The 12,731-nt window shown below is 71.8% G+C and carries 13 protein-coding genes; all 13 read left to right on the forward strand.

Annotated features, from left to right (window positions below; genetic code table 11):
• Nucleotides 1-414: 414 nt before the first annotated feature.
• Nucleotides 415-1,731 carry a GAF domain-containing protein gene (locus ACZ4SV_RS11660; RefSeq protein ID WP_468003514.1) on the forward strand — a complete coding sequence of 439 codons (1,317 nt, stop codon included), beginning with the start codon at nucleotides 415-417 and terminating at the stop codon, nucleotides 1,729-1,731.
• A 170-nt stretch (nucleotides 1,732-1,901) separates the two neighbouring features.
• Nucleotides 1,902-3,224 carry a hypothetical protein gene (locus ACZ4SV_RS11665; RefSeq protein WP_468003516.1) on the forward strand — a complete coding sequence of 441 codons (1,323 nt, stop codon included), beginning with the start codon at nucleotides 1,902-1,904 and terminating at the stop codon, nucleotides 3,222-3,224.
• Between the two features lie 160 nt (nucleotides 3,225-3,384).
• Nucleotides 3,385-3,957 (forward strand): GNAT family N-acetyltransferase, encoded by a 573-nt coding sequence (locus ACZ4SV_RS11670; RefSeq protein WP_397968956.1) that lies wholly within the window; start codon nucleotides 3,385-3,387, stop codon nucleotides 3,955-3,957.
• Nucleotides 3,958-4,084: 127 nt separating this feature from the next.
• A complete protein-coding gene (locus ACZ4SV_RS11675; protein ID WP_318298835.1) occupies nucleotides 4,085-4,168 on the forward strand; it encodes a putative leader peptide in 84 nt (27 codons plus the stop codon).
• A 119-nt stretch (nucleotides 4,169-4,287) separates the two neighbouring features.
• Nucleotides 4,288-5,985, forward strand: a complete 1,698-nt coding sequence (locus tag ACZ4SV_RS11680; protein WP_397943073.1) for a nitrite/sulfite reductase — start codon at nucleotides 4,288-4,290, stop codon at nucleotides 5,983-5,985.
• Nucleotides 5,982-6,164, forward strand: a complete 183-nt coding sequence (locus tag ACZ4SV_RS11685) for a hypothetical protein (protein ID WP_468003519.1) — start codon at nucleotides 5,982-5,984, stop codon at nucleotides 6,162-6,164. The genes ACZ4SV_RS11680 and ACZ4SV_RS11685 overlap by 4 nt, the downstream gene beginning before the upstream one ends.
• Nucleotides 6,161-6,871: a phosphoadenylyl-sulfate reductase gene (locus ACZ4SV_RS11690; protein ID WP_468003521.1), complete on the forward strand. Its 711-nt coding sequence runs from the start codon at nucleotides 6,161-6,163 to the stop codon at nucleotides 6,869-6,871. Before ACZ4SV_RS11685 ends, ACZ4SV_RS11690 begins: the two co-directional genes overlap by 4 nt.
• Before the next feature lie 26 nt (nucleotides 6,872-6,897).
• On the forward strand, nucleotides 6,898-7,434 hold the full coding sequence (cysC, locus tag ACZ4SV_RS11695; RefSeq protein WP_365871849.1) for an adenylyl-sulfate kinase: 537 nt from the start codon (nucleotides 6,898-6,900) through the stop codon (nucleotides 7,432-7,434).
• On the forward strand, nucleotides 7,431-8,366 hold the full coding sequence (gene cysD, locus ACZ4SV_RS11700; protein WP_468003524.1) for a sulfate adenylyltransferase subunit CysD: 936 nt from the start codon (nucleotides 7,431-7,433) through the stop codon (nucleotides 8,364-8,366). The genes cysC and cysD overlap by 4 nt, the downstream gene beginning before the upstream one ends.
• A 2-nt stretch (nucleotides 8,367-8,368) precedes the next feature.
• Nucleotides 8,369-9,703, forward strand: coding sequence for a sulfate adenylyltransferase subunit 1 (locus ACZ4SV_RS11705; RefSeq protein WP_365871845.1), 1,335 nt, complete (start codon nucleotides 8,369-8,371; stop codon nucleotides 9,701-9,703).
• Between the two features lie 233 nt (nucleotides 9,704-9,936).
• Nucleotides 9,937-11,046 carry an aliphatic sulfonate ABC transporter substrate-binding protein gene (locus ACZ4SV_RS11710; RefSeq protein ID WP_365871843.1) on the forward strand — a complete coding sequence of 370 codons (1,110 nt, stop codon included), beginning with the start codon at nucleotides 9,937-9,939 and terminating at the stop codon, nucleotides 11,044-11,046.
• A gap of 35 nt (nucleotides 11,047-11,081) precedes the next feature.
• On the forward strand, nucleotides 11,082-11,861 hold the full coding sequence (locus ACZ4SV_RS11715) for an ABC transporter ATP-binding protein (RefSeq protein ID WP_365871841.1): 780 nt from the start codon (nucleotides 11,082-11,084) through the stop codon (nucleotides 11,859-11,861).
• Nucleotides 11,848-12,726: an ABC transporter permease gene (locus ACZ4SV_RS11720; RefSeq protein WP_365871839.1), complete on the forward strand. Its 879-nt coding sequence runs from the start codon at nucleotides 11,848-11,850 to the stop codon at nucleotides 12,724-12,726. The genes ACZ4SV_RS11715 and ACZ4SV_RS11720 overlap by 14 nt, the downstream gene beginning before the upstream one ends.
• Nucleotides 12,727-12,731 lie beyond the last annotated feature (5 nt).

The raw sequence follows: 12,731 nt of genomic DNA on the forward strand, positions 1-12,731 counted from the left end.
GGGCGCCGCCGCCCGGGCCCGCGTGGGTGAAGCTGCCCTACGAGAGGCGGCGAACTCCGCGATCCGCGCGCCGGGCCGGGCATACCGGACGCCCCGCGCTCAGCCGTCCCCGGCGCCGCCGGTCCCGCCGGCGGCAGGGGGTGGTGCCGCGCCGACACGGCACCACCCCCACCGCCTGGGCCCGTTGAGCCCCGCGGACGCGCAACGCGTCGGGTCAAGTCTCGGCCGACTCGCCGCGCTTCACCAGGGTTGCAAGGGGTTGCAACTTATGCGGGCACGTGTGCGGAGTCTGTGCTTCCGCCGGGCCCGGACCGGCAGTATGAGTGCACAGTCGGACCGGAAACCGCCGCCCGGACGGCTTTACACGTGTGTTCGACACCCATTTCCGGGAGGACAGCAGTGGGGAACCCGCCGATGGATGTGGCGCGTCTGGCCGCCCTGGACGCGGCACAGGCGGCGCGGCTGCTGAGCGAGGTGCGCGAGGCCGCGCTCGCCGGACGGCGTGCGCGGATCGCGCCCCGGCCGGTGATCGAGCAGTCCTGGGGACGGGTGCTGCGCAGTGGCGTCGACCCGGAACGCGACCGCCGGTCCGGACTGCTGTCCTGTGACGAGGTGCGGCGCCGGCGGGAGGAGTCTCCGCTGCGGCACGTCCTGCCGGTGCTCCGGGAAGGTCTCCTGCCGGTCGCGGACGCCGTGCAGCACATCATGGTCGTGGCGGACGCCGACGGGCGGGTGCTGTGGCGGGAGGGCGCCTCCGCGGTGCTGCGCCGGGCCGACGGACTCGGGTTCGAACCGGGCGCGGACTGGCGGGAGGACGTCGTGGGCACCAACGGGGTGGGCACCCCGGCGGTGGTCCGGCGGCCCGTGCAGGTCTTCGCCGGGGAGCACTTCGTCCGCTCGCAGACGTCCTGGACCTGTACCGGCGCGCCGATCACCGACCCCCGGGACGGCCGGCTGCTCGGCGTGGTGGACGTCAGCGGTCCGCTGGAGACGATGCACCCGGCCACGCTGGCCTGGGTGGACTCGGTGGCCAAGCTGGCCGAGGCCCGGCTGCGGGACCTGCACCTGGCCTCGCTGGAGCGGCTGCGGGCAGTGGCGGCACCGGTGCTGGCCCGGCTGGCCGGGCGGGCCGTGGTGGTGGACCGGGACGGCTGGACGGCGGCGGTGACCGGGATGCCGTACGTGCGGCGCGTGACGCTGCCCAAGTCGCTGGCACCGGGCCACCTGCGGCTGGCCCCGCTCGGCTCGTGCGCGGTGGAGCCGCTGGCCGGGGGCTGGCTGCTGCGGGCGCAGGAGCGGCCGCTCGCCCGGGCCGCGCGCCGCGTCGTGCTGGACCTGGCCCGGCCGGACCGCGCCGCGGTGGCGGTCACGGACGCGACGGGTCACTGGTCGCGGGAGCTGAGTCCGCGCCACGCCGAACTGCTGTTCCTGCTCGCGGAGCACCGCGCCGGGTACGGGGCGGCAGGGCTGGCCGAGGATCTGTTCGGTGATTCATCCCGGACGGTGACCGTCCGCGCGGAGATGTCGAGAATACGGCGGTACCTCGGGGAACTCCTCCAGCATCGGCCGTATCGTTTCTGCGACGATGTGGAAGTGGAAGTTTCTCTTCCGGATGACCCATGTGCCCTGCTCCCCCAGTCGACGGCACCGACGGTGACGCAGAAACGGAATGCCGTCCACGAGGCACGGATCGCCGCGCTGGAGACCGTGGACGCGCCGCTCCCCGGATGAGCGCCCGGACCTCCGGTCCCGTCGGTGTCCGTACCGATTCCTCTCCGACCGCGCCATCCCGCCCCTGTCCGGCCCGTTCCTGCCGTAGCATCCCGTACGGGCCTCCCCACCTGCTCCTCGCGTCAACGTACGGACCATGAGGCGCAGTTGGCCCGCCGTCTGGAGGAGAGATGAAGCAACGCGGCAGACACCGCCGGCGCAGACGGAGCGCGGCCCTGCGGGCCGTCCTGGCCGGGACCGCGCTGGCACTCACCGCCGCCGCCACCCTGATCAGCGCCTCCCAGGCCCAGGTCACCGAGGACTCCGGCGCGCTCAAGCCACTGACCTCCCCGGCCGACACCGCGCGGTTCCGGCTCCAGGAGCACATGGTGCCCGCCCGCGATCTGGACCGGCTCGCCGCCGGGATGGGCCGCCCGGTCGGCGTGGACGCCGTCCTCGCCAGCGCCGACCGCACCCTGCGCACGGCGGACGACTGCTCCGCCGACGACCGCGCGTCCCTGCCCCTCTCCCCGGCCGCCGCCCGCGCCTACTGCTGGGACCCGGCCGACACCGCCGGCGGCTGGCGGCCGGCCTCGGTGACCGTCTCCGACGACGACGGCGCCCGGGGCGCCCACCGGGTCGTGCTGGCCGGCTGGACCCACGGCACGGGCACCGGCCGGCCCGGCGAGCGGGGCCTCGCCCGGGTGGCCTTCGTCGACGCGCACGATCCCGCGCACCTCGCCTACCGCTCGGCGCTGCTGGTGGTGCCGGTGGCCGGCGGCCGGGACTACCGGGGCCTGGTCTCCGATGTCTCCGGCATGGTCCGGTACCGGGACAAGCTGCTGGTGACCACCACGGCCGGCGCGGCCGACGCGCTCTACGTCTACGATCTGCGCCGCATCCAGCGCACCACGGTGGACGCGCCCGCGATCGGCCGGGTGCCCGGCGGCTGGTCCGCCGACGGCCACCGCTTCGTGCTGCCCGCGGTCGGCTCCTACCGTTTCACCGCCGGGCACTGCGCCCCGGCCGGGCCGCCCTGCCCCGGCGCGCTGGCCCTGGACCGCGGCACGGCACCCGGCAGCCTGGTGGCCGCGGAGCGGACCGAACCGGGCAGCGACCGGGCCGCACGGCTGTGGCGGTACGCGCTGACCGCCGGTCCGGCGCGGCCCGGACCGCTCGCCACGGACGCCCGGGGACGGGCGGACGCGGTGGAGGCGTACCGGACCCGGGCGTCCGGCATCCGGGGCGTGCTGTCGTACCGGAAGGCCGGGGCGGACCGGCCGTCCTGGTATGTGGGACGGCTGCCCGATGCGCAGGACGGACACGGCGGGCTGTGGCGGCAGGACACCGGGCGGGGCCGGGCGGCGCACTGTGGCGCCGACGCCTCGGACCACTGCTGGGCCCGGGGCGCGGGCTCGCTCTCCTACTCCCCGGAGACGGGCGAGGTGTGGTCCCTGTCGGACAGCATGCTGTTCACCGTTCCCCTGCCGGCCCTCGACCGTGCCGTGGACTGACCGACCGGCACTGCCGTCCCTCCGCCTACCCCGAGGAGCCCACTCCCCCGAACCGACCCATCGGGCCCGGGGGCGGACCCGGCGCCCCACTGCCGTCCCCCGCCCCCCAGCCTCCGCCCCCGATCGACAGAGCGGGCGGAGGGATGATTGCCTGGCGCGCATGAGCAGCGTCCCTGTCACCACCTGGTCCCTGGAGCAGACCTCCCCGGCCGATCTCCTGCCCGCCGCCGCCCCCGACGGCGATGTCCGGATCGTCCGCGCCGAGGTGCCCTCGCCCGAGTTCAGCCGGTTCCTGTACACCGCGGTCGGCGGTGACATCCACTGGACCGACCGGCTCGACTGGAGCCACGCCCGCTGGCGGGAGTTCCTCCAACGGCCCGGCGTGGAGACCTGGGTGGCCTACGACCGGGGCACCCCGGCCGGTTACATCGAGCTGGACCCGCAGGACGACGGCGCGGTGGAGATCGCCTACTTTGGACTGGTCCACGCCTTCCGCGGCCGGCGCATCGGTGGCCACCTGCTGGCGTACGGCACGGCCCGCGCCTGGGACCTGGCCGAGCGGTGGCCGGGGCGGACGCCGACCAAGCGGGTGTGGGTGCACACGTGCAGCAAGGACGGCGAGCACGCGATGGACAACTACCTGCGGCGGGGCTTCAAGCTGTTCGACACCAAGGTGGCACCGGAACCGGACCTGCCCACTCCCGGGCCGTGGCCCGGGGCATACCCCGCCTGACCTGCCAGGACAAGGAGCCGGACGGCGCATGTGAGCGACGACACCCTTGTCTCACATTCCGGGACAAGGATGTCCGGATGATGGATAAAGCTGGACTGTGTCCAGAGCCCCGTGACACGCTTCCGTCATGTCCGGAACTGGAATTGCCTTGGTGAGTCGGCTCCACGTCGACCTCGGCCGCATGTCCAGCGCCATCTGTCCGGCGAGCTGACGCCCAGCACGCCGCGAACACCGCACCCCCCTCTCCTTGCGCAACGACGCGCACGCCTGCCCGCGTGCGCGCGTCGACGCAGGTCAGCTGATTCCCACGGTCCCGGAGGACGTAGAACCATGGCCGCCACCCCACAACACCCCGACGCCTCCGCGCCCCGCCGGAAGGTGAGCCGGCACCGCGGCGAGGGCCAGTGGGCGGCCGGCCATTTCACCCCTCTCAACGGCAACGAGCAGTTCAAGAAGGACGACGACGGTCTCAATGTGCGGACACGCATTGAGACGATCTACTCCCAGCGCGGCTTCGACTCCATCGATCCGAACGACCTGCGCGGCCGGATGCGCTGGTGGGGGCTCTACACCCAGCGCAAGCCCGGGATCGACGGCGGCAAGACCGCGATCCTGGAGCCGGAGGAGCTGGACGACCGCTACTTCATGCTGCGGGTCCGCATCGACGGCGGGGCGCTGACCACCCGGCAGCTACGGGTCATCGGCGAGATCTCGCAGGAGTTCGCGCGAGGCACGGCCGACATCACCGACCGGCAGAACGTCCAGTACCACTGGATCCGGATCGAGGACGTGCCCGAGATCTGGCAGCGCCTGGAGGCCGTGGGCCTGTCCACCGTGACCGCCTGCGGCGACACCCCGCGCGTGATGATCGCCTCCCCGGTCGCGGGCATAGCCGAGGACGAGATCATCGACGCCACGCCGGCGCTGGAGGAGATGAAGCGCCGCGTCCTGAACAACAAGGCGTACTCCAACCTCCCGCGGAAGTTCAAGACGGCCATCTCGGGCTCGCCGCTGCTGGACGTGGTGCACGAGATCAACGACGTCGCGTTCGTCGGCGTACGCCACCCCGAGCACGGCCCGGGCTTCGACGTGTGGGTCGGCGGCGGCCTGTCCACCAACCCCAAGCTGGGCGTGCGGCTCGGCGCCTGGGTGCCGATCGACGAGGTCCCGGACGTCTACGAGGGCGTCATCTCCATCTTCCGTGACTACGGCTACCGCCGGCTGCGCAACCGCGCCCGGCTGAAGTTCCTCGTCGCGGACTGGGGCGCGGAGAAGTTCCGCCGGGTGCTGGAGGACGAGTACCTGGGGCGCGCGCTGACCGACGGGCCCGCGCCCGAGCAGCCGGTGCAGCAGTGGCGCGACCACATCGGCGTGCACCGCCAGCGGGACGGCCGGTACTACGTCGGCTTCGCGCCGCGGGTCGGCCGGGTCGACGGCGCCACGCTCACGAAGGTCGCCGACCTCGCCGAGGCACACGGCTCGGGCCGGGTGCGCACCACCGTCGAGCAGAAGATGATCATCCTCGACGTCGCGCAGGACAAGGTGGAGTCGCTGGTCGAGGGCCTGGAGGCGCTGGACCTGACGGCCCGGCCGTCCTCCTTCCGGCGCGGCACCATGGCCTGCACCGGCATCGAGTTCTGCAAGCTGGCCATCGTGGAGACCAAGCAGCGCGGCTCCCAGCTGATCGACGAGCTGGAGCGCCGCCTGCCGGACTTCGACGAGCCGATCACCATCAACCTCAACGGCTGCCCGAACGCCTGCGCGCGCATCCAGGTCGCGGACATCGGTCTCAAGGGCCAGCTCGTCCTGAACGACGCGGGCGAGCAGGTGGAGGGCTACCAGGTGCACCTGGGCGGCGCCCTCGGCCTGGAGCCGGGCTTCGGCCGCAAGGTGCGCGGCCTGAAGGTGACGTCGGACGAACTGCCCGACTACATCGAGCGGGTGCTGAAGCGCTTCCAGGCCGAGCGCACGGCCGGCGAGCGGTTCGCCGCCTGGGCCGAGCGTGCTTCCGAGGAGGCGCTGTCGTGAGCGAACGGGCCACGCCGTTCTACTGCCCCTACTGCGGCGACGAGGACCTGCGTCCGCACGAGGAGGGACATGGGGCCTGGGAATGCGGGGCGTGCAACCGCGCATTCCAGCTGAAGTTCCTCGGGCTGCTCGCCCGGGGACTCCAGCGAGCCGACCACGGAGGGGATGAGCGGATATGACGACTGCTCAGCGAGAGCGTACGGACGAGGAGTTGAAGGCGCTCGCCGAGCGGGCGGGCCGTGAGCTGGAGGACGCCTCCGCACTGGAGATCCTCCGGTGGGCGGCGGACACCTTCGGGGAGAGGTTCTGCGTCACCTCCTCCATGGAGGACGCCGTGGTCGCCCACCTCGCCTCGCGCGTGCGCAAGGGCGTGGACGTCGTCTTCCTGGACACCGGCTACCACTTCCCGGAGACCATCGGCACCCGGGACGCCGTCGAGGCCGTGATGGACGTCAACGTCATCACCCTCACCCCGCGGCAGACGGTCGCCGAGCAGGACGCGCAGTACGGCCCCGCGCTGCACGACCGCGACCCCGATCTGTGCTGCAGGCTGCGCAAGGTGCGGCCGCTGGACGAGGGGCTGGAGAACTACCAGGCGTGGGCGACGGGCCTGCGCCGGGACGAGTCCCCGACCCGGGCGAACACCCCGGTCGTCGGCTGGGACGAGAACCGGCGGAAGGTCAAGATCTCGCCGATCGCCCGCTGGACCCAGGACGACGTGGACGCGTACATCACCGAACACGGCATCCTCACCAACCCGTTGCTGATGGACGGCTACGCCTCCGTCGGCTGCGCCCCGTGCACCCGCAGGGTCCTGGAGGGCGAGGACGCGCGGGCCGGCCGCTGGGCCGGACGCGCCAAGACCGAGTGCGGACTGCACGGATGACGAACGACTCGATTCAGGAGAACCACGTGACGACCGGAGCCACCGTCTGGCTCACGGGTCTGCCGAGCGCGGGCAAGACCACCATCGCGTACGAGCTGGCGGGCCGGCTGCGCGCCGCGGGCCGCCGCGTCGAGGTGCTCGACGGGGACGAGATCCGCGAGTTCATCTCGGCGGGCCTCGGCTTCACCCGCGAGGACCGGCACACCAACGTGCAGCGCATCGGTTTCGTCGCCGAGCTGCTGGCCCGCAACGGCGTCACGGCGCTGGTGCCGGTGATCGCGCCGTACGCGGACAGCCGGGAGGCGGTGCGCAAGCGGCACACGGAGAACGGGACGCCGTACCTGGAGATCCACGTGGCCACCCCGGTCGACGTGTGCAGCGTGCGGGACGTGAAGGGCCTGTACGCCAAGCAGGCCGCGGGCGAGCTGACCGGGCTCACCGGCGTCGACGACCCGTACGAGGAGCCCGAGACGCCTGATCTGCGGATCGAGTCGCAGCACCAGACGGTCCAGGAGTCCGCGGCGTCGGTGTACGCCCTGCTGAGCGAGAGGGGACTGGCATGACCGCGGCCGCCAAGCCGGAGGACGGCACGGAGAGCCCGTACGCCCTGTCGCACCTGGACGCCCTGGAGTCGGAGGGGGTGCACATCTTCCGTGAGGTGGCGGGCGAGTTCGAGAACCCGGTGATCCTGTTCTCCGGCGGCAAGGACTCCATCGTCATGCTGTACCTGGCGCTGAAGGCGTTCACGCCCGCGCCGGTGCCGTTCACCCTGCTGCATGTGGACACAGGACACAACTTCCCGGAAGTCCTCGAGTACCGGGACCGTGTGGTGGCCGCACATGGGCTGCGCCTCCATGTGGCCTCCGTCCAGGACTACATCGACCGCGGTGTGCTCAAGGAACGTCCCGACGGCACCCGCAACCCGCTCCAGACCCTCCCGCTCACCGAGAAGATCCAGAGCGAGAAGTTCGACGCCGTCTTCGGCGGCGGCCGGCGCGACGAGGAGAAGGCCCGCGCCAAGGAACGCGTCTTCTCCCTGCGCGACGAGTTCTCCCAGTGGGACCCGCGCCGTCAGCGCCCCGAGCTGTGGAACCTGTACAACGGCCGGCACGCCCCCGGTGAGCACGTCCGCGTCTTCCCGCTGTCCAACTGGACCGAGCTGGACGTCTGGCAGTACATCGCCCGCGAGGGCATCGAGCTGCCGGAGATCTACTTCGCGCACGAGCGCGAGGTGTTCCAGCGCGGCGGCATGTGGCTGACCGCCGGCGGCTGGGGCGGGCCGAAGGACGGCGAGACGGTGGAGAAGCGGCGGGTGCGCTACCGCACGGTCGGCGACATGTCCTGCACCGGCGCCGTCGACTCCGCCGCCGACACGATCGAGAAGGTCATCACCGAGATCGCCGCGTCCCGGCTGACCGAGCGGGGCGCGACCCGCGCCGACGACAAGCTGTCCGAGGCCGCGATGGAAGACCGCAAGCGCGAGGGGTACTTCTAAGCATGAGCACGACCACGACCGAGGCGCTCTCGGCCACCACGCTGCTGCGGTTCGCCACCGCCGGCTCCGTCGACGACGGCAAGTCCACGCTCGTCGGACGGCTGCTGCACGACTCCAAGTCGGTCCTCACCGACCAGCTGGAGGCCGTGGAGCGGGTCTCCGCGAGCCGCGGCCAGGACGCCCCGGACCTCGCCCTCCTCACCGACGGCCTGCGCGCCGAGCGGGAGCAGGGCATCACCATCGACGTCGCCTACCGCTACTTCGCCACCCCGCGCCGCCGGTTCATCCTCGCCGACACGCCCGGCCATGTGCAGTACACCCGCAACATGGTGACCGGCGCGTCCACCGCCGAACTGACGGTCGTCCTGGTCGACGCCCGCAACGGCGTGGTCGAGCAGACCCGCCGGCACGCCGCCATCGCCGCCCTGCTGCGCGTCCCGCACGTCGTCCTCGCCGTGAACAAGATGGACCTCGTCGGGTACGAGGAGCGGGTCTTCGCCGCAATCGCCGAGGAGTTCACGGCGTACGCGACCGAGCTGGGCGTCCCGGAGGTCACCGCGATCCCGATCTCGGCGCTGGCCGGCGACAACGTGGTGGAGCCGTCCGCGAACATGGACTGGTACGGCGGCCCGACGGTGCTGGAGCACCTGGAGACCGTGCCGGTCAGCCACGACCTGGCGCACTGCCACGCGCGGCTGCCCGTGCAGTACGTGATCCGGCCGCAGACCGCCGAGCACCCCGACTACCGGGGCTACGCGGGCCAGATCGCGGCCGGCACCTTCCGGGTCGGCGAGGAGGTCACCGTCCTGCCGTCCGGGCGGACCACCCGGATCACCGGCATCGACCTGCTGGGCAAGCCGGTCGGCGTCGCCTGGACGACCCAGTCGGTGACGGTCCTGCTGGCGGACGACCTCGACGTCTCGCGCGGCGACCTGATCGTGCCGACGAAGGACGCCCCGGCGACCACGCAGGACGTGGAGGCGACCGTCTGCCATGTCGCCGACGCCCCGCTCACCATCGGCCACCGGGTGCTGCTCAAGCACGGCACCCGCACGGTCAAGGCGATCGTGAAGGACATCCCGTCCCGGCTCACGCTCGACGACCTGTCCCTGCACCCGCACCCGGGACAGCTCGTCGCCAACGACATCGGCCGGGTGAAGATCCGTACCGCCGAGCCGCTGCCGGTGGACTCCTACGCCGACTCGCGGCGCACGGGCTCGTTCATCCTGATCGACCCGGCCGACGGCACCACGCTCACCGCCGGCATGGTCGGCGAGTCGTTCGCCTCGCCCGCGCCGGTCCTGGATGCGGCCGACGACGACGCCTGGGACTTCTGACATGAGGACGACCGACGTCTATTCGACGTTCGCGAAGGAGGGCGGCCGCGTCGGCAGCGGAGCCCTCGGGAGCGGGCAGGGCGGCGTGGCACGATGTGCGCGCTGACGTACGCGCACCGCTTGCGCGCCCCGTCCCCCCACCCGACGTCCCGGTTGCGACGAAGACCTCAGCCGAATTCCCGGCCACGACCTGAGAGACCGTGACCGCCGGGCCAACGAGAGGAAACCCTCCCGTGCCTGCCAACAGCTCATCGCTCCTGCGCCGCGGCATAGCAGCGATCGCCGCTCTCCCCCTGCTCACCCTGGCCGCCTGCGGCTACGGCTCCGAGTCCAAGGACGACGGTACGACCAAGGTCGCCGCCGGGGCCGAGAAGACCGACGGACTCGACTCCGTCAAGATCGGCTACTTCGGCAACCTGACCCACGCCACCGCGCTGGTGGGCGTGCAGAAGGGCTTCTTCCAGAAGGAGCTGGGCGCCACCGCGGTGAAGCCCGCCATCTTCAACGCCGGGCCGTCCGAGATCGAGGCCCTCAACTCCGGTTCCATCGACATCGGCTGGATCGGCCCGTCGCCCGCCATCAACGGCTACACCAAGTCGAACGGCAAGAGCCTGAAGATCATCGGGGGTTCGGCCTCCGGCGGGGTGAAGCTGGTCGTCAACCCGGCGAAGATCAAGTCCCTGAAGGACGTCAAGGGCAAGAAGATCGCCACGCCCCAGCTCGGCAACACCCAGGACGTGGCGTTCCTCAACTGGGCCGCCGACCAGGGCTGGAAGGTCGACGCGCAGAGCGGCAAGGGCGACGTCACCGTCGTCCGCACGGACAACAAGATCACCCCGGACGCCTACAAGTCCGGTTCCGTCGACGGCGCCTGGGTGCCGGAGCCGACCGCGTCGAAGCTGGTCGCCGAGGGCGCCAAGGTGCTCCTGGACGAGTCGACGCTGTGGCCGGACAAGAAGTTCGTGATCACGAACATCATCGTGCGGCAGGAGTTCCTCAAGGACCACCCGAAGGCGGTCGAGGCCGTGCTGAAGGCGGCGGTCGAGACCAACCAGTGGATCAACGCCCACCCGGACGAGGCGAAGGCGGCGGCGAACAAGCGGCTGGAGGCCGCCTCCGGCAAGGCGCTCCCGGCGAAGGTCCTGGACCCGGCCTGGAAGTCCATCCAGTTCACCGACGACCCGCTGGCCGCCACCCTGGACGCCGAGGCCGCGCACGCGGTCAAGGCCGGCCTGCTGGACAAGCCGAACCTGAAGGGGATCTACGACCTGTCGATCCTCAACAAGGTCCTCAAGGCCGCCGGCCGGCCCACGGTCGACGCCGCCGGTCTCGGCACCAGCTGACGCCTGTCCCGACGCGTCCCCAGGAGGTGACGACCATGGCCACGACCCTCGCCAAGGCCGACGAGACCGTCGAGTTCGCGGCACGCCTTGAGCACGTCTCGAAGTCCTTCGCGGCACCGGGCGGGCAGCAGCTCGTCCTGGACGACATCAGCATCGATGTCGCACCGGGTGAGTTCGTCACCCTCCTGGGCGCCTCGGGCTGCGGCAAGTCCACGCTGCTGAACCTGGTGGCCGGCCTGGACCGGCCGAGCGCCGGCTCCATCACCACGGACGGCCGGCCGGCCCTGATGTTCCAGGAACACGCCCTCTTCCCGTGGCTGACCGCGGGCAAGAACATCGAACTCGCCCTGAAACTGCGGGGCGTGCCCAAGGCCGAGCGGCGCGGCCGGGCCGAGGAGCTGCTCGAACTGGTGCGGCTCAAGGGCGCGTACGGCAAGCGGGTGCACGAACTGTCCGGCGGGATGCGCCAGCGCGTGGCGATGGCCCGCGCGCTGGCGCAGGAGAGCAGTCTGCTGCTGATGGACGAGCCGTTCGCCGCGCTCGACGCCATCACCCGGGACGTGCTGCACGACGAACTGACCCGGATCTGGGCGGAGACGGGGCTGTCCGTCCTGTTCGTCACGCACAACGTGCGCGAGGCGGTGCGGCTCGCGCAGCGCGTGATCCTGCTGTCCTCCCGTCCGGGCCGGATCGCGCGCGAGTGGCGCGTCGGCATCCCGCAGCCGCGCCGCATCGAGGACGCGCCCGTGGCCGAACTGTCCCTTGAGATCACCGAAGTACTGCGAGGGGAGATCCGCCGCCATGGCCAGCACTGAGGCGACACCGGTCCAGGACGCCGGGAGCGTCGAGGCGGGCCTGGACGCGCTGGAGACCGCGGCCACCGGCCGGCCGACCCTGCGCCACACCCTCGTCAACAAGATCCTGCCGCCGGTCATCGCGATAGCGGTGGTCCTCGTCGCCTGGTACCTGCTGTACCCGGTCGTCGACGACCCGACGAAGCTGCCCTCGCCGGGCGCGGTCGGCAGCACCTTCCAGGAGGCCTGGCTCAAGGGCGACCTGCTCGGCTACATCTGGACCAGTGTCTCCCGCGGTCTGCTGGGCTTCGCCTTCGCGCTGGTCATCGGCACGCCGCTGGGTCTGCTGGTGTCGCGGGCGTCGTTCGTGCGCGCGGCGATCGGCCCGATCCTGTCCGGGCTCCAGTCCCTGCCGTCGGTGGCGTGGGTGCCGCCGGCGGTGATCTGGCTGGGACTGAACAACTCCATGATGTACGCGGTGATCCTGCTCGGCGCGGTGCCGTCCATCGCCAACGGTCTGGTGTCCGGTGTCGACCAGGTGCCGCCGCTGTTCCTGCGCGCGGGCCGGACGCTGGGCGCGACGGGCGCGAAGGGCATCTGGCACATCACGCTGCCGGCCGCCCTGCCCGGCTATGTGGCGGGTCTGAAGCAGGGCTGGGCCTTCTCCTGGCGTTCGCTGATGGCCGCCGAGATCATCGCCCAGTTCCCCGACCTGGGCGTGGGGCTGGGCCAGTTGCTGGAGAACGGCCGCACCGCCAGCGACATGGCCATGGTGTTCGAGGCGATCCTGCTCATCCTGTTCGTCGGCATCGCGATCGACCTGCTGATCTTCAGTCCGCTGGAGCGGTGGGTGCTGCGCAGCCGCGGCCTGCTGGTGAAGAGCTGAGCGAC

This window comes from Streptomyces sp. NPDC027672 (genome assembly GCF_055566335.1).

Bases quoted from the DNA above. Each gene is read 5' to 3' on its own strand.
- ACZ4SV_RS11660 (WP_468003514.1), top strand. From the start codon at position 415: ATGGATGTGGCGCGTCTGGCCGCCCTGGACGCGGCACAGGCGGCGCGG.
- ACZ4SV_RS11665 (WP_468003516.1), top strand. From the start codon at position 1,902: ATGAAGCAACGCGGCAGACACCGCCGGCGCAGACGGAGCGCGGCCCTG.
- ACZ4SV_RS11670 (WP_397968956.1), top strand. From the start codon at position 3,385: ATGAGCAGCGTCCCTGTCACCACCTGGTCCCTGGAGCAGACCTCCCCG.
- ACZ4SV_RS11675 (WP_318298835.1), top strand. From the start codon at position 4,085: ATGTCCGGAACTGGAATTGCCTTGGTGAGTCGGCTCCACGTCGACCTC.
- ACZ4SV_RS11680 (WP_397943073.1), top strand. From the start codon at position 4,288: ATGGCCGCCACCCCACAACACCCCGACGCCTCCGCGCCCCGCCGGAAG.
- ACZ4SV_RS11690 (WP_468003521.1), top strand. From the start codon at position 6,161: ATGACGACTGCTCAGCGAGAGCGTACGGACGAGGAGTTGAAGGCGCTC.
- cysD (WP_468003524.1), top strand. From the start codon at position 7,431: ATGACCGCGGCCGCCAAGCCGGAGGACGGCACGGAGAGCCCGTACGCC.
- ACZ4SV_RS11705 (WP_365871845.1), top strand. From the start codon at position 8,369: ATGAGCACGACCACGACCGAGGCGCTCTCGGCCACCACGCTGCTGCGG.
- ACZ4SV_RS11715 (WP_365871841.1), top strand. From the start codon at position 11,082: ATGGCCACGACCCTCGCCAAGGCCGACGAGACCGTCGAGTTCGCGGCA.
- ACZ4SV_RS11720 (WP_365871839.1), top strand. From the start codon at position 11,848: ATGGCCAGCACTGAGGCGACACCGGTCCAGGACGCCGGGAGCGTCGAG.